Source organism: Halalkalibacter sp. AB-rgal2, from assembly GCF_041821005.1.
Classification (GTDB): domain Bacteria; phylum Bacillota; class Bacilli; order Bacillales; family Bacillaceae_D; genus Halalkalibacter.
Window position 1 is genome coordinate 23,983 of record NZ_JBGUAV010000021.1, and the last position, 20,980, is coordinate 44,962.

Below are 20,980 nucleotides of genomic sequence, written 5' to 3' on the forward strand. Positions count from 1 at the left end.
AATTTATAGAGTTGAAGCCTAGTCACTTAAGGCTTCAACTCTTTTTCTTGGGGGTTAGTATGATTGAATAATAGCTTAGCATACTATAAAAGAGAAAACGTGAACAAGTCTTCGTTAAACGCTTGAATGTACGTACTTATTTTAGTAAAATAAATATATCAATTAAAATATACGTACAAGATAATTGATTCTATTTATGGATATCACTAAGGAAACGGATGAGAAGGCTATGAATCTAGTGGAGGCGATGGTATGAGTATTGATGTGAAAAAAGCGATTGAAAATGGGAAGACAACACTTGGTATAGAACTCGGGTCAACACGAATTAAAGCAGTTCTAATCGGGGAAGATCATACAACAATTGCAACAGGTAACCATGATTGGGAAAATAGCTATGTCGATCAAATTTGGACATATAGCATTGAGGAAATTTGGAAGGGCATACAAGATAGCTATCAAAAGATGGCTAGCGACGTGAAGCAGCAGTATGGTGTTACGTTACAAACGGTTGGAGCGATAGGTTTTAGTGCGATGATGCATGGGTATATGGCCTTTGATCAGCAAGATGAGCTGTTAGTTCCGTTTCGTACGTGGCGCAACAATATAACGGAGCAAGCTTCTAAGCAATTAACAGAGCTATTTAACTATCCGATTCCACAACGTTGGAGCATTGCCCACTTGTATCAAGCGATTCTAAATGGAGAAGAGCATGTAAATGATGTGGCATTTCTAACGACTCTAGCTGGCTACGTTCATTGGAAGCTTACAGGAGAGAAAGTGCTAGGAGTAGGAGAAGCATCAGGTGTCTTCCCTATTGATTTGAGCAAGAAGGATTTCAATCAAACGATGATTACGCAATTTAATGAACAGGTCACTGCTAAGCAAATCAATTGGAAGCTAGAGGATATCATGCCGAGTGTGTTAGTAGCAGGTGAAAGTGCCGGCTTGCTGAGTGCTGAAGGTGCTAAGCTACTAGATGTTACAGGTGAATTACAGCCTGGCATTCCACTTTGCCCACCAGAGGGTGATGCAGGAACAGGTATGGTTGCGACGAATAGTGTTGCAAAGCGTACAGGTAATGTGTCAGCAGGGACATCTGCCTTTGCGATGGTTGTACTAGAGAAGGACTTATCGAAGGTATACCCGGAAATTGACCTTGTCACAACACCGACAGGTAACTTAGTGGCAATGGCACATTCAAATAACTGCTCATCTGACTTAAATTCATGGGTTGGGCTATTTGAGGAGTTTCTAGGGGCAATGGGTGTTCAAGCGGATACAAACCGAATATTTGAAACGTTGTTCAAGCAAGCTCTTCAAGGCGATCCAGATGGTGGCGGTCTCCTGTCTTATGGTTATCTATCTGGAGAGCATATGACTCATTTTGAGGAGGGACGTCCGCTATTTGTTCGTTCTTCAGAAAGTAACTTCAATTTAGCGAACTTCATGCGTGTGCAATTATTTACAGCATTTGGTGCGATGAAGATCGGGATGGATATTTTGACGAAGGAAGAGAATGTGAAGTTGGATGAACTCTTAGGTCACGGTGGGATCTTTAAGACAGAAGGTGTAGGACAATCGATTCTAGCAGCGGCCATGAATGCCCCAGTCTCTATCATGAAAACAGCCAGTGAAGGCGGAGCATGGGGAATGGCTCTACTTGGCGCATATATGATCAACAAAAAGAACGATGAAACGTTAGAAGACTATTTAAATGAGCGTGTCTTTGTTGATCAAGAAGTGAAAACAATCGTACCAGATCCAGCAGATGTAGCCGGTTATGAGCAGTTCATGAGGCGTTACAAGCAAGGATTAGCCATTGAGCGAGCAGCGGTTGAAAATCATCAATAGATGAGAGGTAAAGTAGAGAACGACAGGGTGAATGTGACCCTGTCGTTTTTGTATAGTAGTATTCATGCGTGCTACAACAGAGGATTTCTTACGTGCTTAACGGAACGTCATTCCGTTAAAAGAAAGAATAACGACGTTTAAACAAACGAAGTGGAACGTCATTCCGTTAATACATCAAAAGAAGAGAAAAATGAAGTACAAATGGTCAAATAGCGGAATGACGTTCCGGAAGGGGAGCCAAAAAGAGCTCTATTAAGGAAATAGCGGAATGAGGTTCCATTAGCTATACGTAGTGCTGTGTTTTTTTGTGAGGAAGGACAATAGAATCATAAGTAAACCGAACCGACCATATTCAAAGTAAATCCTCTCACTGAAATCTTACGTATCTATGGTAAAATGATGTTGATATTGAAAGTAGGAGTGAAAAACAGCTTGAATAAAAAAGACATCGCCCAAATGCGTAGACAGTTTAGAGTAAACAATGACAAATTAGAGATAAAAGAAATATTTAACGTGTACATTATGAAAGAATCAAGTGAGGTGTATCATCAGCAATGCTTAGCGTTTGAGCTATTAGAGGATGAACAGAAAGAGTTATTTATGATTAATTTCAAGAAAGTCCTTTCAGGGAATTTGGACGAGAAGCTGTTTGAGTTAAAGTTTCAGCGCGATGTGGAAAATAGTAGTCAGCTCATTCTTCACCAAGGACTGATCAGTGAAGAGACTGAGCAATGGACGAGTCAGATGCTGCAAATCGTTGAAAAGATGCTGAAGGACAAGCAATATGAAATGGATGTAGTGATTACGTTTATTCGAGGTGAGTACCGGAAGCCAATGAAGCGTCAAAGTGAAGAGGTAGAAGGAAGTAATCAAGACACGGTTTATTCTCATCCATTTATCTTATGTAGTATGAATCGAACGGAAGACCCAAAGAAGGAATTACTGTTTGATTATGTTGAAAAAGAGTTTAAATATAATGTAGTCGTCGATCCGATCATTGATTTAAAAGCGCCAATCACGGGCTTTCTGTTTCCTTCTATAACGGACAATGCTTCGGATGTGAATCGTATTCTTTACTCAACAGGCAAGACGAATGAGTTGAACGAGGATTTCATAGAAGACGTAATCAATGCTGAAGAAATGATGACGGCGCAAGATGATAAAGATGCGTTTGAAGAAATCGTTCGGAGCGTTGCAGGCGATCAAATGAATACAAGGACATTGTCAAATGTATATGATGAGGTTAACCGTATCATTGAAGAAAATGAGGAAGAGGAAATACCGAAATTAGACTACCGCGATGTCGAGAGAGTATTAACGAGCAGCGGTATTGAAAAGGTCGATCAGGATAAAATGGAAGTTGCCTTTAAGAGCGTCATTGATGATGAGAAATATGAGTTGAAAGCCAATAATATTGTTCCGAAATATACGTCTAAATCAATTAAAATAAAGACGAAAATCGCTGATATATCCATTAGTCCACAGGATTTACGGTATGTACGTCAAGTTCATGTGAACGGCAAGCAATGCTTATTAATTGAAGTGGAAGAAACGACGAAAATTGAAGGCTTTGATATGATTCCAGAGGTTTTGTTTGAAAAGGCAGATGATTTGGGAGAGTAATGGACTGTGTATTCCACTTGCAACCATCATGAAACGGTGTATAATAAAAATGAATTGCATAGAATAAATGTTTTCTAGGGTTCCGCAACGTTTGTTGGTCTGGTCCGAGAGAAAACTCACAGCTATGCTGTGTCACGGAAGGATAAAAGCCTGGGAGATACTTTTTTAGTGATCTCTCAGGCTTTTTCTTTTTGTCAAAGGATAAGAATGTATAAAATTCGAGGACGGAAATGTAAGAAACACCGAAGTAGTTAGCGAGATCATTCGCTCGTTACGTGTTGTGCTGAAAGAAGGGTAACTGAACACCGTTGTAATGGCTCTGTACAACGCAGTTAATAAAAGACTTTGTAGGGGGGATTTTCATGAGTAGAGATTGGCTGAAAGTGTTTGTTGCAGCTTTTTTTGAAGTTTTATGGGTTATTGGATTAAAGCATGCTGATGGCACTTTGGGTTGGGCAGGGACGGTGATAGCCATTATTATTAGCTTCTATTTGCTCATTATGGCCGGGAGGAGACTTCCAGTGGGAACGGTTTATGCCGTATTTGTTGGGCTCGGTACAGCGGGAACGGTTTTTTCTGAAATGATCTTTTTTGGCGAACCTTTTAAAGGGGTGAAACTAGTTCTTATTTTTCTGTTATTACTAGGTGTTATTGGTTTGAAGTTAGTGACAGAGGATCACGCACAGAAAGGGGTTGAATCCTGATGGCATGGCTATTTTTAATTATAGCAGGTGTTTGTGAAATCTTTGGTGTTGCGATGATCAATAAATGGCATAAAGATCGAAAAAGACTATCACTTGCTTTGTTAATAGCTGGATTTGGGTTAAGCTTTCTCTTTCTTGCTTATGCGATGGAAACAATTTCAATGGGGACAGCTTATGCTATTTGGACTGGAATTGGCGCTGTTGGAGGAGCCATTATCGGCATGCTTTTATATAACGAGCCAAAAGGTTGGAAGCGACTGTTGTTTATTCTTATGGTGTTAGGAGCAGCGGTAGGATTAAAATGGGTCTCTTAAGAGACAGTAAGAGCACTGAAAAAGTTGATCTTTATTTTTTCAGTGCTTTTGACAGTCATCCATATTTATTTAAGCATTTTGGTCATGATAAAATCTGTTTGTTCTTCTTCTCCCATATAAAAAGCATGAGCTCCTGTTTGGACAAACCCCATTCTCTTATAAAAAGCAATTGCCTTTGAATTTTTCTCCCATACGCCTAGCCATATTTTTTTCTGATTGTATTCTGTTGCTATTTGTAAAGCTTTATCTAGTAAGTGCTTACCAAGTCCAAGCTTTTGATACTTATTTTTTAAATAAATTCTTTCAATTTCAAGCGCATCATCCCCTAGCCTTTCAGATTGTGCATCATTCATATTGAGCTTTAAATATCCAGCTAATCGATTATGATAATAGATAAAATAGAATTGAGATGAAGGAGTGGTTAATTCTTTTTCTAATTGCTGTAAATTAAATGCTTTCTTCAAGTAGGCATCCATATTCTCAGGTGAGTTCTGATGCTTAAATGTCTCGTTAAATGTTTCATAGCTCACTTTTTGAATTGTATGTAAATCGTCAAGGGTACATTTTCTTATAGAAGTAGTCATCACAATGTGTCTCTCCTTTTGTATAATCAATAATTTCGTTTGTTTCCTTTTTTTACATATTCCCAGTCTTTCTCAATGTTTGTTCTTATTCTTTGAAGCTGATTGAAGATCATTTCTATTTCATTATCGTTAAATCCAGATAGGGCAACCTTATTTGAATGATCATTTTCTCTTTTTATATAAGGATAGATCCTTTGTCCTTTTTCTGTGGGATAAAGTTTTTTTATTTTTTTATTTTGTTTATCGGCCTTTTTTTCGATAAAGTGATGTAGTTCAAGTTTTTTTATCGCTCGTGCAGCTGTTGATCGGTCTACTTTTATCATTTCGGCTACTTTTTCTTGTATAATTCCTGGATGTTCACAGATTCGCACTAGATACAAATACTGTCCTTTTGTAAGATCATATTCTTTAAATTCAATATTACTTATAGAATCTAAAGCTCTTGCTATCATGCCAATTTCTCGTAGGATAGACTTCATCATCGTTCACCTCACTTAATATTTAATGCAAATGCAACAATAATGATGTATTTACTATACGTTGAATTTGTTGTAAATGCAACGAAAAACAATTAATGACTTTTGGTTGATTTATAAGCTACTATAATGAATACGCAAATTGTGATATGTTAACATTAATCAAAAATTAGTTAGGAGGAATTAATGTGACATCCGAAAAAACGTTGAAGGTTTGTGAAAAGGGACATACGTATTACAAAAGTAGTGATTGCCCGAGTTGTCCTACCTGTGATAAGGAGAGTAAGCCAAATAGCGGCTTCCTTTCGAAGCTTAGTTCACCTGCAAGAAATGCATTACTTCATGAAGGAATTGACACTTTGCAAAAGCTATCGACGTATACGGAAAAAGAAATATTACGCATTCATGGAATTGGGCCAGCTTCCTTACCTACTATGAGAACGTTATTAGAAGAAGAAAGGCTATCATTTAAAAAATAAATCATCAACAATTTGTGATGTGTATGATTGAATAAACGGATGCGACTGCGAATAAGGCAGTCGCTTCTTGATTAGAAGGATTTGTTAGGTCATAAACACGAGTTGTTTTTTTATCGTTTTTCGATAAAAAAATATTGAATTTAAATAAAAAACAATATATGATGAATGAAAAGATAAGGGGGGATGGGAATGAAAGCTGGAACAATCGTCTTTTTGAAAATCTCTATTTTTATTATAGGTCTTATAACGATTTGCGTGTCTCTGTTTATTTTACCTTCACTTGCAGAACGTTCGGCAACGATGAATCCTGAATATGCGTTTTTGAGGTTTCCGGTTCTAATTGGTATATATATGACAGCAATTCCTTTTTTCTTTTCACTGTATCATGCCTTTAAACTTTTAAGTGTTATTAAAAATGAGAATGCTTTCTCGGAATTAGCTGTACATTCATTAAAACACATTAAATACAGTGCAATGACCATCATTATTCTTTATATAATAGGTATGTTGTTTTTATTTTTTGTAAATGCATTACATCCTGGAATAGCTATGATTGGTATGGCAATTGTTTTTGCAACACTTGTTATTTCTGTCTTTGCTGCTGTACTTCAAGAACTGTTGAGTAGTGCAATTCAAATGAAATTAGAAAATGATTTAACCGTTTGAGGTGATAGAATGACCATTATAGTTAACGTTGATGTCATGTTAGCAAAGAGAAAAATGAGTGTAACAGAACTATCAGAGAAAGTTGGAATCACGATGGCTAACCTATCGATATTGAAAAATGGAAAAGCAAAAGCTATTAGGTTCTCAACGTTAGAGTCAATTTGTAAGGCATTAGATTGTCAACCTGGAGATATTTTAGAGTATAAAGATGCTGTAATGGAATAAAGTAAATGAATTCACTTGATTAAGAATACATGTACTTGTGAGGTGATGTTCATGATTTTGGTCAGTTCCTGTTTAGCTGGATTAAAAGTGAGATATAACGGTACACATAGCTTGGATAATCGGATCAGTAAGCTAGTTAGTGAGAAGAAAGCTGTGACGATTTGTCCCGAGCTGCTTGGTGGATTTTTAACTCCGAGGGAGCCGGCTGAAATAGTAGGCGGAAACGGAGAAGATGTACTGGATGGAAATGCTAAAGTCATTGAGAAATCAGGTAAAGATGTAACGGCCCTTTACCTTGAAGGTGCTCATGCTACTTTACATAAAGCTAAAGAAATAAATGCTTCAATCGTTATCCTCAAGGAGAATAGTCCATCCTGTGGTAGTTCAATGATTTATAACGGTGAATTCAAGGGTAAAAGGGTTGTTGGAAATGGTGTTACTTCAGCCTTACTAAAAAGAAATGGTATTCAAGTGATTTCAGAGGAGGATTTTGTTTAAAGATTTCTTGAAGCTATTTAATTAATGGAAGCAATTCTTGAAATCCTGGTTTCGCTAATGTCATGATCTTTATAAATCGGAAATTCTTTCTATTAGTTAATTTTGTTTGTCTTGCATTTCAAACTCCATATAAGAGTTCCTTCTTAGAATTTGAGTAATAGAATGGTGTCAATACTCTCTTATCTTACTGAGGGGCTCTATTTTTTTCAAAGTTGAAATTAACTCACTACAGGAATACTAACTTGGAAAGTTTAAAAAGTTTTAGAAGCAACCGGGGTACTTAAGGGTTACTATGTAGGGTAAAGAATTGACTTATCGTAATTCCCTTTTCCTCAAATGATTATAAAGCAATTACCTCAATTTAAAAGTAATTGCTTTATTCATTTAATAAGGCTGATTTTTTACTGTATAAAAAATATTATTCTTATTCACACCGATTTGGATTAACATCTTGAACGAGTTTAGTACCTTGCGACAACTGGTCGTGTTGCTGTAAGAGTTGTTCGAACGATAACTTTAAATCGAATAGTTGCTACATCAATTTGTAGGACTTGGAACCCTGTAACAATTGTGCCTTCTAGTTGGAAAGGCGATTCGGTTACATTATCTCGGGGGCAGAGATCATTTTCGGGTGGTAGGCGGAACGACCGCCTCCTTTATACACATTAAAAAACAGTTGATCGTCCAGGGTATCGATCATGTCGCTCACGATTTGGGCAACGTGATCCTCAGGAATTAAATTAGAAAAATCCATACGAAGATACAGCTGATTCTGATTCATATATAATCTTGCAAAGTGACCGTTTGGTTGCTCATAAAAAATCGCCTTCTTTCGTTAATGTGGTAGTGGTAACTTCATTATACCGAAAGAGGCGATTTTTTGAATGTTTGGCATAAAAAAGAGGCTGTCAAAAGGTCATTTTTATGACCTTTTGATACAGCCCCTTTTCTTTTTATTAAGCGTCTATCGATTTATGCAAGAAATAAAAACATGCAATGAAATTTAGGCACTAACATCAGTAACAATCACCTAAAAGGAATCATATTTTGTTGAAGAGAGTACACGGAATATCTGATGGTTTTAAATGAACCAAATCTGATTCATAACTTCGTTTGCCTCTCCCATCAGGTGTCGGTTTAACCTGAAAACTAAATACAAAGGAGAAGAATAAATGCATAATTATCAAAATCAATTGCAAAATTTGGAGATGGGTGATTTCCAAGTTAGTGAGTTAACTCCTATGAACACTTATAGTGAAGATGCACGTCAATTTGCTCTGTTTGGAGGCGGAGGCTTCCATCGTTGTGGCGGTTTTCGTTGCTTCAGCTGCTTTTTTCAATGTTTTAACTGCTTTAACTGCTTTAACTGCTTTAACTGTTTTCGATGTCATAACTGTTTCCGCTGTGGGGGAAGGTAATCGTTATTCAAGGAAATTTAGTTATTTAATGGAAAAAATGTCCCTGCATGATTTATCGCAGGGCATTACTTTTTTAGTTAATCATAAGGGACAAATAAAACTACATAAAATGATAGTGCCTAATTTGAATCGATTAGAAATAAGGAGGAGCTGAATGACAAAACTTAACGCTTCTACACGTCTGAAGGTAAAAAAAGATACATTTTATCAACCAGATCAAGAAGGTGGTGTGTACTTTAGAAATAACGAGAGTTCATTCCGTATAAAAGGGAGTACTATCTATCAATGGATTGAAACACTGATGCCGATGTTCAACGGAGAGCAAACATTGGGAGAATTGACAGAGGGACTATCATCCTCATATAAGAAGAGAGTATATGAGATTGGAGAAACGTTGTATCAGAAGGGCTTTGTACGAGATCTAAGTCAAGATCGTCCTCACCAATTAAATCTTACGGTTCTTGAAAAATATTCTTCACAAATTGAATTTATCGAAAATTTTGTTGATTCTGGTGCGTACCACTTTCAAGAATACCGTCAGGCTAAAATTTTAGCAGTCGGAGCTGGGACTATTCTGGTTTCATTGGTTGGTGCATTACTCGAATCGGGACTTCCTAAATTCGACTTTATGTTATCGCAATCAATGCCTACAAATCGGCACCGGATTCATGAACTGGTGCAGCATGCCCAAAAAGATGATTCTGAGGTTGAGGTAAAGGAGGTCCCTTTTGAAAAAGGGCAGTACAGAAGTATTTTAAAAAAAGCGGTGCATCCTTATGATTGTGTTTTGTATGTTTCGCAGGATGGAAATGTAAATGAAATAAGGAATCTTAACATCGTTTGCAAAGAGGAAAGGAAAGTATTTCTACCTGCCATATGTATAGAGCAAGTAGGACTAGCGGGTCCATTTGTCCATCCGGAATCAGATGGATGCTGGGAGTCTGCATGGCGCCGCCTTCATCAGCCTGTCGTTCAAACAGGTCAACAGTCTAACAATTTCTCTCCGACAGCCGGATCGATCCTGGCAAATGTCCTTGTATTTGAATTTTTCAAGAAGGCTGTAGGAATTGCAGATTCAACTCAAAGTAACCAAATTTACCTGCTTGATCTTGAAACATTGGTAGGTAACTGGTTATCATTCCTCACACATCCGTTGGTTACGTCAAAAAGTCTAACCCCCAAGCTGATTGAAGACCTTGATTTAAGAATTAAACATGAATTGAACAGAAATACCACACCTAGTAAATTATTGGAATATTTTAGTCAGCTAACTTCCGAAGAGGTAGGAATCTTCCATTCATGGGAGGAACGAGATTTGACACAGCTTCCTCTGGCTCAGTGTTATGTTCAAGCAGTTAACCCGTTGACTTACGGACCGGCCGCACTTCTTTCAGAAGTTGTTTGTGTTGGTTTTACACATGAGGAAGCAAAAAGACATGCTGGACTGACGGGCATTGAAATGTATGTTTCACAATTGATTCATTCACATGGTAAGGGATTTAAAAATCAGAATGATCAGATTGACTCGACCATACCAGAAGGAATAATGGGCATCGGTGCAGGGGAAACAATTGAAGAGGCTGTATGTCGAGGGCTGCAACGATATTTAGATGAAGAGTGGAAAGAAAGAAATGCTGATCAGACCAATACGTACTTTGAATTGCAGCAAGAATCAATAGAAGATCAGCAATGCAGATATTATTTAGATGCGTTAACTACCTTAAATGGTTCACCAATTATCGATGTAAGAGAGGATATTCTAGGCTTCCCTGTCATACGGATCAGGTCGAATGGTCGTTGGTACACTAGGGTAGGTTTAAATACGACGTTGGCATTACGAAATGCATTAGAACAAGCACTTTTACCTACTCAAAACAAGGTGAATTCAGTGGTAAGACATGAAATGGAGCCAGCCGATTTTCTTGAAAAAAAGGAATCCAAACTCAACATTCCTTCTTGTGTTGAAATGACTCAATTAGAGCTATTACAATCTTCAATTGCGATCTTAAAACAAAACAGGAAACGCCTGTGTATTTATGATCTTTCGTTCGAACCTTTCTTAAAACAGGAGCTAGCAGGGGTGTTTGGTATACAGGTTCGAGAGGAGGAATTGTAATGGCAACCATAATTCTAATGGATGGAAGTGGTTTATTAGCAGATTTTGTTTATCATCAATTGTCCGGAACCCATCTCATAAAGCGACAAAGTATAGTAGAAGACCTTCCAGATGAAACAGAATTAGCTTTGGTGCTCCATGATTCCTGGCATCCATCTGTTCATGAAAAAGCGGAAGAGCGATTTAGGGATGCTGGTATTCCATGGCTTCGTGGTTTCATTTCGTTTGGAGAGGGAATTATTGGTCCATTCGTTCGCCCGGATACAACGGGATGTTCTTATTGTGCTGATATGCGGCGTATTATAGCGGGATTTGACCGTCAAGAAATGTGGGAGTTTCAAAGGGGAATGCCAGCAGAAGAAGGTATACTGCAAGATGCTTGGGCATCACGAATAGGACTGTCGCAAATGGCAACTTTGATAAGTAATGAAGTAAGGAGGATTCTTCAAGGAGTATCCAGCAACTTAGAAGAGAAAGTTTTCATTACGAACATGAGAACGTTGTCGAACTCCCTTCACTTTTTCTTGCCTAACCCATCGTGCCCGATGTGCAGTTCATTACCAAATGATACATCAGAATTAGCTCAAATTCGGTTAGAATCTAGTCCTAAAATCGATAGTAGCGGTTATCGCAGTCGTTCGATGGATGAATTAAAAGCAGTGCTAGTCAAAGATTATTTCGATTATCGATCTGGGCTCATGAATGGGAAAATGCAGGATGTCAAGCTGCCATTTGCTGATGTTTTAGTGAACATGCCTATGTTTGGAGGGGATGAGGGAGTAGCAGGGAGGTCTAATTCTTATGAAATGAGTGAGCTGACTGCTATTTTGGAAGGTTTGGAACGATATTGCGGAATCGAACCTCGAGGAAAAAGGACGGTTGTTCATGATAGTTATCATCATTTAAAAAATAGTGCACTAAATCCTGCTTGTGTTGGTTTGCATGAAACCGTTCAATATGAAAAGACTGATTTTCCGTTTAAACCATTTAAACCTGATTCCCCAATGAATTGGGTCTGGGGTTATTCGTTCTTACAAGAACGTCCTATTCTGATTCCAGAGTTACTTGCCTACTATAGTTTAGGCTGCGGGAAGGGTTTTGTATATGAAACATCAAACGGATGTGCAATAGGGGGGACTAGAGAAGAAGCCATTTTCCATGCCATTATGGAAGTTGTCGAGCGAGATTCTTTTTTGATAACTTGGTATGCAAGGCTTCCCCTCCAGCCGCTTAATCTTCGCTCAGCTAATGATATAGAATTACAGCTGATGGTTGACCGTATTTCTGAGGTTACTGGTTATGACCTTTATTTTTACAATTCGACTATGGAACATAAGATTCCAAGTGTTTGGGCAGTGGCAAAAAGCAGAAGGTCCAAGGGCGTAAACATTATTTGTGCAGCAGGTGCTAACCCTGATCCAATCAGGGCTGTAAAAAGCTCGATTTATGAGCTTGCAGGAATGATGTTTAGGGATGACGAAAAATTGGAGAAAAACCGACATAAATATAAAAGGATGCTTAAAGATCCGTTTGCAGTACGTACCATGGAGGATCACGGTATGCTATACGGTCTGAAAGAAGCAGAGGAACGACTGGATTTTTTATTGGATAATCATCGTCCTATGCGTACGTTTGCTGAGGAATTTAAGGAACCGTCGGCCAATACTGATTTAAAAGATGATCTTCAGGATATTCTTCAGAGGTTACACCGTTTAAACCTTGATGTTATTGTGGTTGACCAAACCACACCTATAACCAAAAGGAATGGATTATTCTGTGTAAAGGTATTAATTCCCGGTATGTTACCAATGACATTTGGGCATCACCTCACCCGTGTGAAAGGGTTGGAGAGGGTACTCACGGTACCAATGAAACTAGGATTTGTGAAGAAGCCGTTATTGTATGAACAGCTTAATCCATTCCCCCATCCATTCCCGTAATGGAGGAGTAGGAGGTAAAAAGATTTTGGAGCTAGAAACATTTCTATATCGACTACATTTTGACACGGATAAAATCTTTCCCCTAGATTGGCAGGTGGACTGGGAAGATGCGCCGCTTCCATATAAATTGTACCACGGTTTACCAAAGATCCACCTTACTGCAGAAATACCTTTAACAATCAAGAAGAGAGAAGATGATCTAAACCCTCGTCTTGAAGAGCTTGGTCATTTCTTATGGTATATATACGGTCTAAATCAGTACTCTCAATCTACTTTAATAGATGGAACCAAAGAAAAAAATGTGAGCTATACTCAGTCTTTACGGAGATTTGTTCCCTCAGGCGGGGCGTTGTATCCTAATGAACTATACGTCTATGTAAAGCTGGATGACGTTCCCAATGGAATTTACCATTATGATGTGGCGCATCATCGTCTTATTTTGTTACGAGAAGGAAATTACGATTTCTACTTATTTAGAAGTATTGACAATGGTCTTCCTATTTCGGATTGTTTTTGTACCGTTTTTGTCTCGACCGTTTTTTGGAAAAATTTTTATAAATACAATAATTTCTCCTACAGACTCCAAGGGTTAGATGCAGGTGTGTTAATTGGGCAATCATTAGAAGTGGCCAATCGGATGGGGTTCTCTACACGAGTATGTTATCAATTTCTTGATCGGTCAATTAATCATTTACTTGGGTTATCCGAACAGGAGGAAAGTGTATATGCGGTTATCCCTTTAAGTATGAAACCACCAATGACTCGTGTTGACAACGTTCAAAAAAGTGGAGAAGCAGTTTCTGCTTCTGAATTGTGTCGGGAAGTTCCAGAGTTGAATCATGTATCCTGTAATTATTCAAAGAGAGTGATTGATTATCCGATGCTGAGAAAACTTAATGAAGCATCGATGTTTGAAACATCGCAGTCATTTATTAAAATAAAGAAAAAGAATTGTGAGAAACTTCTCTTAGAGAGAGAGATGGCCTTTCTTCCATTTACAGAGTGTTTATCGTACGATCTCGCATCTGTTTGCAGGAAGCGGTATTCTCCTGATAACGATTTTATGTTAGGGAAGGTAAGTCAAGCACAACTATCTACTTTATTAAAAGAGACATTTTCCTTCTCTTATCAAAATGACCTTGATGATACACAGGGCCAGATTGAGACTCGTCTGTCTTTATATGGCAGTTTTTATAATGTAGAGGGAATCCCTAATGGTGCCTATTCTTATGACAATGGCACTCGGGCACTTCGGAGAATAACCAAGGGGGATTACCGGGAGTTATTACAATCTGGATTAACCATGCCCAATGTGAATTTGTATCAAGTTCCACTCTGTATGCATGTGGTTGGAGACAGGGATCACCTCAAAGAGATATTTGGGTATAGAGGATACCGTATTCAACAGATGGAAGCGGGCATTCTCGTGCAACGGCTGCTCTTGGTGTCGTGTGCTTTAGGAATGGGGGGGCATCCGTTGTTAGGGTTCAATGCGAATCAATGTGATGAACTTTACAAGATCGGTTCGAAAGGAAAAACCAGCTTGATCCAAATTCCCGTCGGAACATACCATCCACGCGCCTGGTTAAGAGGGAGTTTGCTTAGCTAGGTAAGGCAAGAGTAACGCACTTTTTCATGCAAGAATGGATATATACGGTATAGGATTTCATAGGTACTGAACTTGAGCAAGATCATTGAAAATAGGAAAATGCCTCCTTTATGCCGCTTTTGGACCAACTTTGCATTAAAGGAGGTGAGATTTAACAGAGTATTTATGAATCCACTCAAGTATTAATTTGCACTCTTGATGCTAATTCTAGAACATCATGATTAAGCATTCGAATACATTCATGGGAGACATTCTTACCATTTACCTTTTTTGTTTTTTATCTACGTAACATCCCTTATTTCAACTACAGCCTCAATAATTTCTCCGTCCTAAAAGAGAATGTACATAGATGCTTTAAAGTAATGTACAGTACAACGATACTCTTCAATAGAAAAAGAATATTCAACAATCGGGCACTTTAATGGAATAAGGATTATTGAATTTTCATGAAGAACAGATATGTATCATGAGGCATCATATGGTAAAAAACAATAGACGGATGGGGAATGTATGTTCTATAATTGGTTGAGAGTACAAGGAGGTGAAGGATATGAGGCCGAACCTAACAAAAGAAGTGAGTATGAAAGATTTCAATGATTACTACTGGTTAAAGGAAGAGCTACAAACATTTTGTAGAGAGAATGGCATAAGTACTTCTGGTTCAAAAGTAGAAATTTCTGATAGGATTCGTACATATATCGATACAGGAGAGATTAAAAAGCCAATTAGAAAATCAAGGGTAAGCAATAAGGTCGATAACGATTTAGAATTAAACCTTGAGACCGTCATTACGGAAAATCATCGTTGCAGTCAAGAGGTACGGGCATTCTTTAAGACGATCATCCCTAAATTTCATTTTTCTACCTATATCCAAAACTACTTTAAAAATAATATTGGAAAAACGTATCGTGATGTTGTGGATGCATGGAATGAGGAAGAAGAACGAAAAAAAGATCCTACATACAAGAAAAAAATCGCTCCTCAATTTGAATACAACCAATTTATACGTGATTTTTATACGGACCCGAAAAATCAACAGAAAAGTCGAAAAGAAGCAATTGAAGCTTGGAATACAATCAAAAGTCTACCAGGAAGTAATAAATATACCCCGTAATTTAAACTCCTAAATTGTTAAATAGATTATATGAAAGAAGATAGAAAGCGTACCCTAAAAAGGACGCTTCTTCTCTTTATAAAAAGGAAATTAATGTTAAAATGGAAGGATAGTAAAACCGAGGAGGAATACATATTCGGAAATGGAGGAGGGATTATGAAGAAGGAAATAATAATAGTGACATTATCCTGTTTGATCATACTGGTCATTGGTATCATCTGTGTTTATGTCTATGCAGAACGTAGTACAAGGCCTATTTTAGTTCTAATCTTAGGTTCAATGATGGTTGTCATTCAATATCTCGCGTTGTGGAGTGTAAAATGCAAGGACAGAAAACGGGCATGAATGAAAGGGGCTGCTTTTTAGCTGCTAAACGGGTGAAGGCTTGTAGAAAAATACGATTAATGAGGTGGTATTTTGAAGCGGATTAATCATACAATCGTGGGATACAGTGTATTGCTTTGTGCGATAATAGTCGTTTTAGTCCCTAGCCGCTTTATGAGTGATGGGATGGGAAGATATACGTATGGCTACCCTTTAACAAGTATAACCATTTATCAAAGGGAGCCTAATAGTATATGGTTTGGAACTAATTTTTTCACAGGTAATGACGGCTTACACATTAATCCTTTAAGTATATTATTGAATGTAATAATCATTTACGTGGTTATCAATTTTGTCACTAAAAGGTTGAAACGGAGAAAAGAAACGATAAGTGATTAAACGTCAACAAGTGATGCAAGCTAGTTGGATAAAACCTCTATTACAATAAACAGGAGACCTATAATATGGTTGAATTAATATTTTTTGAGCGCACCCATTTTAAGCAACTGATTAACTGGATTGAAACACCAGAATTATTACTTCAATGGGGAGGTCCTTCTTTTAGATTTCCTTTAGATGAACAACAATTAGAAAGCTACATTGAAAAGGCGAACAAAGATCACTCTATTAGTTTAGTTTATAGCGTCGTAGAAAAAGAAACAAGAAAAGTTATTGGGCATATTTCACTAGGGAAGATTGATAGAATCAACAAATCAGCAAGAATTGGAAAGGTCTTAGTTGGTGAAAAAAGTATAAGAGGAAAAGGGATAGGTCAACAAATGATGAAAGAAATTCTTAAAGTTGCCTTTGAGGAGCTTCGCTTACATCGAGTTAGTCTCGGAGTGTTTAATTTTAATGACGCGGCGATTGCTTGTTATGAAAAATCAGGATTTGTAAAAGAAGGATTGCTCAGAGAGTCAAGAAAAATAGGTGAGGATTATTGGAGTTTATGGGAGATGAGTATTTTAGAATATGAATGGTTTGAAAGAGAAAAAGTGTAGGTTTTAATGTTGTCGAGTGCTGAAATAAGCAATCTTTTTTCTTAATGGTTATAGGTGAATTCTTTTGACATTTCGTTTGGAAATAAGCAGTAAACCATAGTATTGAAATATAAATAAAGTGGTTGAGGATGGCGATTTAATGACGATCTTTCAAAATGGTCACTTAAAAGTTCGAAAATTAGAAAAAAAGGATAAGTTTCTGTTAACAAAATGGCTGTCAAACCCTAAAGTTCTTGAATTTTATGAAGGGAGAGATAGTCCGTTTGATATAGAAAAGATTGAAAGGGAATTTTTTCTACCTGAAGATAATGAAGTCAGATGTATTGTGGAGTTTGACGGTAATGAAATTGGATATGTTCAATTCTATCAATTGGATGAAGAAACGCAAAAATCCTATGGGTATACCACAGAAAATGTATATGGTGCAGATCAATTTATTGGTGAAGTAGCGTATTGGAATAAAGGGATTGGAACACTACTTGTATCATCTATGTTGCGATATTTAACTGAAGAAATGCAGGTGGAAAGAGTAGTGATGGACCCTCAAACAAGAAATAAGCGGGCTATTAGATGTTACGAGAAATGTGGATTTAAAAAAGTAAAGCTAATTCCTAAAAATGAGTTGCACGAAGGTGAATACGAGGATTGTTGGTTAATTGAATATTGTACATGATTTTTTTTATAATTAGCGACAGCTTCTCTAGTCTTTTACAGGAGTATACAAGCTGTGAAAGGAATTTTAAAAATGAGAGGAACTTTTCATTAAAATGAATAAATTGAAATGGCTCTTGTATGTGAGTGCAGCCTTGTTAGTGGTCACTCCCATATCCGTAGTCCTAATATCTGATCATAGTACATTCAGTGCAGCTTTTAGTCATACAGTCATAAGCATAGCCATTATATTAGTCATACTTTGGAAATTGATGACAATATTGGAGAAAAGAAAAGGGAATAGAAGTTTCGCACCAGATGTCGGAGCAGTAATTGGATTGAGTATGGTCCTAGTGTTCAGTCTAGTTTAACTAAAGTGAGTGAGTAGGAGTGTCAAAGTGAAAACCAAAATGATTTATAGGAAGTGATCATAAGATGAATGCAATCTTCAAAGTAGCTTTATATTCGTTAAGTGTACTATTCGTTTTCTTGTTGTTCGGTTTTAATCATGAGCTTTCATTATTCACAATGATAATAAGCTCAGTTGTATTTGGTTACGGTATAAACATGTTTATGGATTTGTATAAAACGTTTCAAAAGAACATTGATAAGAGAGCTTGTTGAAGGAACGAAAAGCTCATCTGGTAGGTGACAAAATGTCCAAGATAACCTTTTATAAGGATTATAAAGATAATAAAAAATTAAGAAATAGCTTCAATGAACTAGCTAGGTTCGTTTTTGGCATCCATTTTGAAGATTGGTATCAAAATAACTATTGGACACACCGATATATTCCGTATTCATATGTACAAAATGATCATGTCATAGCAAATTTCTCGGTTAATCAAGTGGATGTAATCATAAACAGTGAGAAAAAAAGAGCTATACAAATAGGGACCGTTATGACACATCCTGATTATCGAGATAGAGGGCTATCAGGACGTTTAATGAGTAAGGTTTTAGAAGAATACCAGAATAAAAGTGATTTTATCTATTTATTTGCAAATCAGACTGTATTGGGCTTTTACCCTAAATTCGGATTTAAACGTGTTCATGAACATCAGTTCTCAATGGAATGGTTAGTTAAGTCAACAGAAGTGAAAACTTTACGTAAATTAGACGGTACTCGTGTTGAAGACCTTCAATTCATTTATCATTTTGCATTAGAAAGAATTCCTGTATCAAAGCGTTTTGGTACGGTTAACACTCAAGAATTACTCATGTATTATTGTATGTCTATTTTCAACAATCATATTTACTATGTACAAGATGAACAAGTCATCGTCATTTTTAAGCAAGAGAATCACCAGCTAGATATTTTTGATATTGTAAGTAAAAAAGAGGTCAATATGAATAAGGTTCTCTCAACCATTTCTAATCAAAACACGAAGAAAATTGTCTTCCACTATACCCCCGACTATCAAGAAATAAATATGAAAAGAGAAATTTTTAACGGAGATGACGTATTATTCGTAAAAACTAATGGGGACGAAGAGTTTCCATCGCATATTAAACATCCAATTACATCTCAAGCTTAAACAAGCAATCTGTGCAGTTGTTTCGATACAACGTAAGAGGGGGAGATCCTTCCTTTCTTAATAAGAACTTTGTTTTGGAATAGACCTTAATTTAACGGTAAAGAATAGATGCTTTTATAGCAGTTTAAATGAGAGCGGTATTATTTTTAAAACATTTGAAAAGTAGGTTATAAACATGGATGAATTACAATTTTACGATAAGGTTGGAGAAGTAAATGGATGGGATTTTAGTCATTTACAAGTGGAGACTGAAGGGGTTAAGTGGGATTTTTACGAAGAAGTTATGAAAAGAAGCAAACGTTCAGATGTTCTTTTGGACATTGGAACGGGTGGAGGCGAAAACGTATTAAGAATCGCCTCTTCCTTGATGTTCTTAGTTGGAATTGACTTTTCAATGGGAATGATGGAGACCGCTCGATCGAATCTTAGAAAATCAAAAGCATTAAACGTCCGATTTCCCCAAATGTCGTCTGATGATTTGCATTTTCCTATCGATTTTTTTGATGTTATTTCAGCCTGCCATGCACCGTTTGCTCCAACAGAAGTATTTAAGGTATTAAAGAATGGCGGGACTTTTTTGACACAACAAGTAAGTGAAGCTGATAAATTAAATGTAAAGACAGCTTTTGGACGGGGACAATCTTTTGGGGAAGTCGATGGTACGTTAAAGGAAAGGTATGTAACGGACCTATACGATGCGGGCTTTTCTGAGGTTCAATCGTTTGAATACGATGCAATCGACTATTATCAAAGACCTGAGGATTTGCTATTTTTACTTCAACATACACCAATTATCCCTGATTTCGGTAAGAGAGAAAGAGACTTAGATAGTTTGAACGATTTCATACAAAACAATCGAACCAAAAAAGGGATTCGTACAAATTCAAAAAGGTTCTTGCTCATTGCGAAAAAGTAGTGTTGATGTGTGCTGAATAGGGATTGTTAATTAGAATCATGTAAACGATAATCTCAGGCTTTTATGAAATTTTCGGAGAATCTCAGCATGTTAGTCAAGGGGAGAATTAATCTAATGAATAATAAGCTAGTCATCCAAAAAATAGAGGAACTATCAATGAATGCTCTGCCAGCTCTTCAAACACAGCTTGTTGACGGATGGGTAGTAAGGTTTTCTGATGGTTATGCCAAAAGAGCCAATTCTATTTATCCACTCTATTCATCAAATGATGTGATAGAAGAGAAGATAGAAACTATGAGAAAAATGTATCGTCGCAAAAAGTTGAAAGTTATTTACAAGCTTACGACAAATGTATTCCCCAACGACTTGGATCGTATTCTTGAACAAAAAGGGTATGTATTAGATGGTTTGACAAGTGTCCAATTATTATCGTTGAATGATGTTGAAGTACCATCTGCAAATAAAACCGTTTTATATAGCACTTTTGATGAGAAATGGTTTTTCTATTTCTGTGAATTAAATCATGTAAGAGGTACTGACCAAGTTACATTGAAAAAGATATTAAAAAGGATTGTTCCTGAAGTTTGCTATGTCATTTTGTTTAACGACAAAAACGAGCCACTTACCTGTGGAATGGGCGTACTAGAGGGGGAATACATAGGGTTGTTTGATATTGTTACTAATGAGAAGTATAGGAACAAAGGGTATGCAAAACAATTAATTGCTACTATTTTAAATTGGGGTAAGGAAAATGGAGCCGAACATGCATATCTTCAAGTTGTATTAAATAATCGTCCAGCATTAAATCTTTATTCGAAATTGGGTTTTAAAGAAGTGTATAGATATTGGTATCGGATAGAATGCTAGTACCTTTTATTTGGCGAAGTCTAACCTTTAGGATGAGAATTCTTCCTTTATATCCACTATATATCG

The 20,980-nt window shown here is 36.9% G+C and carries 22 protein-coding genes, 2 pseudogenes and 1 riboswitch; of the genes and pseudogenes, 20 read left to right on the plus strand and 4 right to left on the minus strand.

Annotated features, from left to right (window positions below):
• Positions 1-252 precede the first annotated feature (252 nt).
• The 4 genes from ACERJO_RS15245 to ACERJO_RS15260 all read left to right on the plus strand — a co-directional run bounded on the left by ACERJO_RS15245 (position 253) and on the right by ACERJO_RS15260 (position 4,492).
• Entirely contained in the window at positions 253-1,851 is a 1,599-nt protein-coding gene (locus ACERJO_RS15245) for a xylulokinase (RefSeq protein WP_373648042.1), read from the plus strand.
• A 432-nt stretch (positions 1,852-2,283) separates the two neighbouring features.
• Positions 2,284-3,474, plus strand: coding sequence for a DUF4317 domain-containing protein (locus ACERJO_RS15250; protein WP_373648043.1), 1,191 nt, complete (start codon positions 2,284-2,286; stop codon positions 3,472-3,474).
• Positions 3,475-3,537: 63 nt separating this feature from the next.
• A riboswitch (guanidine-I (ykkC/yxkD leader) is annotated at positions 3,538-3,633 on the plus strand.
• Between the two features lie 203 nt (positions 3,634-3,836).
• The gene (locus ACERJO_RS15255; protein ID WP_373648044.1) at positions 3,837-4,178 is read left to right on the plus strand and encodes a DMT family transporter; all 342 of its coding nucleotides are present in this window, start codon (positions 3,837-3,839) and stop codon (positions 4,176-4,178) included.
• Positions 4,178-4,492 carry a DMT family transporter gene (locus tag ACERJO_RS15260; RefSeq protein ID WP_373648045.1) on the plus strand — a complete coding sequence of 105 codons (315 nt, stop codon included), beginning with the start codon at positions 4,178-4,180 and terminating at the stop codon, positions 4,490-4,492. The genes ACERJO_RS15255 and ACERJO_RS15260 overlap by 1 nt, the downstream gene beginning before the upstream one ends.
• 65 nt (positions 4,493-4,557) lie before the next feature.
• Here ACERJO_RS15260 and paiA read toward each other — a convergent pair whose 3' ends face one another.
• Both paiA and ACERJO_RS15270 read right to left on the minus strand, forming a co-directional pair.
• Positions 4,558-5,076, minus strand: a complete 519-nt coding sequence (gene paiA / locus ACERJO_RS15265) for a spermidine/spermine N(1)-acetyltransferase (RefSeq protein ID WP_035341123.1) — start codon at positions 5,074-5,076, stop codon at positions 4,558-4,560.
• 26 nt (positions 5,077-5,102) lie between these two features.
• Positions 5,103-5,555, minus strand: coding sequence for a MarR family winged helix-turn-helix transcriptional regulator (locus ACERJO_RS15270; protein ID WP_373648079.1), 453 nt, complete (start codon positions 5,553-5,555; stop codon positions 5,103-5,105).
• Positions 5,556-5,740: 185 nt separating this feature from the next.
• Here ACERJO_RS15270 and ACERJO_RS15275 point away from each other — a divergent pair, with 185 nt between their 5' ends.
• From ACERJO_RS15275 to ACERJO_RS15290, 4 genes are all read left to right on the plus strand, one after another.
• Complete coding sequence (locus tag ACERJO_RS15275) at positions 5,741-6,031, plus strand: RNA polymerase alpha subunit C-terminal domain-containing protein (protein ID WP_373648046.1); 291 nt, start codon at positions 5,741-5,743, stop codon at positions 6,029-6,031.
• Between the two features lie 189 nt (positions 6,032-6,220).
• Entirely contained in the window at positions 6,221-6,697 is a 477-nt protein-coding gene (locus ACERJO_RS15280; protein ID WP_373648047.1) for a DUF2975 domain-containing protein, read from the plus strand.
• Between the two features lie 9 nt (positions 6,698-6,706).
• On the plus strand, positions 6,707-6,922 hold the full coding sequence (locus ACERJO_RS15285; protein ID WP_373648048.1) for a helix-turn-helix domain-containing protein: 216 nt from the start codon (positions 6,707-6,709) through the stop codon (positions 6,920-6,922).
• Between the two features lie 51 nt (positions 6,923-6,973).
• Positions 6,974-7,420: a 2-thiouracil desulfurase family protein gene (locus tag ACERJO_RS15290; protein ID WP_247103654.1), complete on the plus strand. Its 447-nt coding sequence runs from the start codon at positions 6,974-6,976 to the stop codon at positions 7,418-7,420.
• Positions 7,421-8,036: 616 nt separating this feature from the next.
• Here ACERJO_RS15290 and ACERJO_RS15295 read toward each other — a convergent pair.
• Positions 8,037-8,236 (minus strand): annotated as a pseudogene (locus ACERJO_RS15295) (IS5/IS1182 family transposase); the annotation flags it as partial.
• A gap of 356 nt (positions 8,237-8,592) precedes the next feature.
• Here ACERJO_RS15295 and ACERJO_RS15300 point away from each other — a divergent pair.
• From ACERJO_RS15300 to ACERJO_RS15320, 5 genes are read left to right on the plus strand one after another with little or no spacing between them, the layout of a single operon-like run.
• The gene (locus ACERJO_RS15300; protein ID WP_306421066.1) at positions 8,593-8,838 is read left to right on the plus strand and encodes a heterocycloanthracin/sonorensin family bacteriocin; all 246 of its coding nucleotides are present in this window, start codon (positions 8,593-8,595) and stop codon (positions 8,836-8,838) included.
• Positions 8,726-8,992 (plus strand): hypothetical protein, encoded by a 267-nt coding sequence (locus ACERJO_RS15305; RefSeq protein WP_306421073.1) that lies wholly within the window; start codon positions 8,726-8,728, stop codon positions 8,990-8,992. The genes ACERJO_RS15300 and ACERJO_RS15305 overlap by 113 nt, the downstream gene beginning before the upstream one ends.
• Positions 8,993-10,954, plus strand: coding sequence for a putative thiazole-containing bacteriocin maturation protein (locus ACERJO_RS15310; protein ID WP_373648049.1), 1,962 nt, complete (start codon positions 8,993-8,995; stop codon positions 10,952-10,954).
• A complete protein-coding gene (locus ACERJO_RS15315) occupies positions 10,954-12,894 on the plus strand; it encodes a TOMM precursor leader peptide-binding protein (protein WP_373648050.1) in 1,941 nt (646 codons plus the stop codon). Before ACERJO_RS15310 ends, ACERJO_RS15315 begins: the two co-directional genes overlap by 1 nt.
• 25 nt (positions 12,895-12,919) lie before the next feature.
• Positions 12,920-14,503 (plus strand): SagB family peptide dehydrogenase, encoded by a 1,584-nt coding sequence (locus tag ACERJO_RS15320; protein WP_247103636.1) that lies wholly within the window; start codon positions 12,920-12,922, stop codon positions 14,501-14,503.
• A gap of 175 nt (positions 14,504-14,678) precedes the next feature.
• Here ACERJO_RS15320 and ACERJO_RS21080 read toward each other — a convergent pair.
• Positions 14,679-14,762, minus strand: a pseudogene (locus tag ACERJO_RS21080) (L,D-transpeptidase); the annotation flags it as partial.
• A gap of 291 nt (positions 14,763-15,053) precedes the next feature.
• Between ACERJO_RS21080 and ACERJO_RS15325 the strand changes: the two are divergent.
• The 7 genes from ACERJO_RS15325 (at position 15,054) to ACERJO_RS15355 (ending at position 20,914) form a co-directional block, all read left to right on the plus strand.
• On the plus strand, positions 15,054-15,617 hold the full coding sequence (locus ACERJO_RS15325; RefSeq protein ID WP_373648051.1) for a DUF6434 domain-containing protein: 564 nt from the start codon (positions 15,054-15,056) through the stop codon (positions 15,615-15,617).
• A gap of 417 nt (positions 15,618-16,034) precedes the next feature.
• Complete coding sequence (locus ACERJO_RS15330) at positions 16,035-16,340, plus strand: hypothetical protein (RefSeq protein WP_247103632.1); 306 nt, start codon at positions 16,035-16,037, stop codon at positions 16,338-16,340.
• 65 nt (positions 16,341-16,405) lie between these two features.
• Positions 16,406-16,942 carry a GNAT family N-acetyltransferase gene (locus ACERJO_RS15335; RefSeq protein WP_373648052.1) on the plus strand — a complete coding sequence of 179 codons (537 nt, stop codon included), beginning with the start codon at positions 16,406-16,408 and terminating at the stop codon, positions 16,940-16,942.
• Positions 16,943-17,081: 139 nt separating this feature from the next.
• The gene (locus tag ACERJO_RS15340; protein WP_373648053.1) at positions 17,082-17,615 is read left to right on the plus strand and encodes a GNAT family N-acetyltransferase; all 534 of its coding nucleotides are present in this window, start codon (positions 17,082-17,084) and stop codon (positions 17,613-17,615) included.
• 634 nt (positions 17,616-18,249) lie between these two features.
• On the plus strand, positions 18,250-19,131 hold the full coding sequence (locus ACERJO_RS15345; RefSeq protein WP_373648054.1) for a GNAT family N-acetyltransferase: 882 nt from the start codon (positions 18,250-18,252) through the stop codon (positions 19,129-19,131).
• Between the two features lie 175 nt (positions 19,132-19,306).
• Positions 19,307-20,047, plus strand: a complete 741-nt coding sequence (locus tag ACERJO_RS15350) for a class I SAM-dependent methyltransferase (RefSeq protein ID WP_373648055.1) — start codon at positions 19,307-19,309, stop codon at positions 20,045-20,047.
• 114 nt (positions 20,048-20,161) lie between these two features.
• Positions 20,162-20,914 (plus strand): GNAT family N-acetyltransferase, encoded by a 753-nt coding sequence (locus ACERJO_RS15355; RefSeq protein WP_373648056.1) that lies wholly within the window; start codon positions 20,162-20,164, stop codon positions 20,912-20,914.
• Positions 20,915-20,980: the final 66 nt, after the last annotated feature.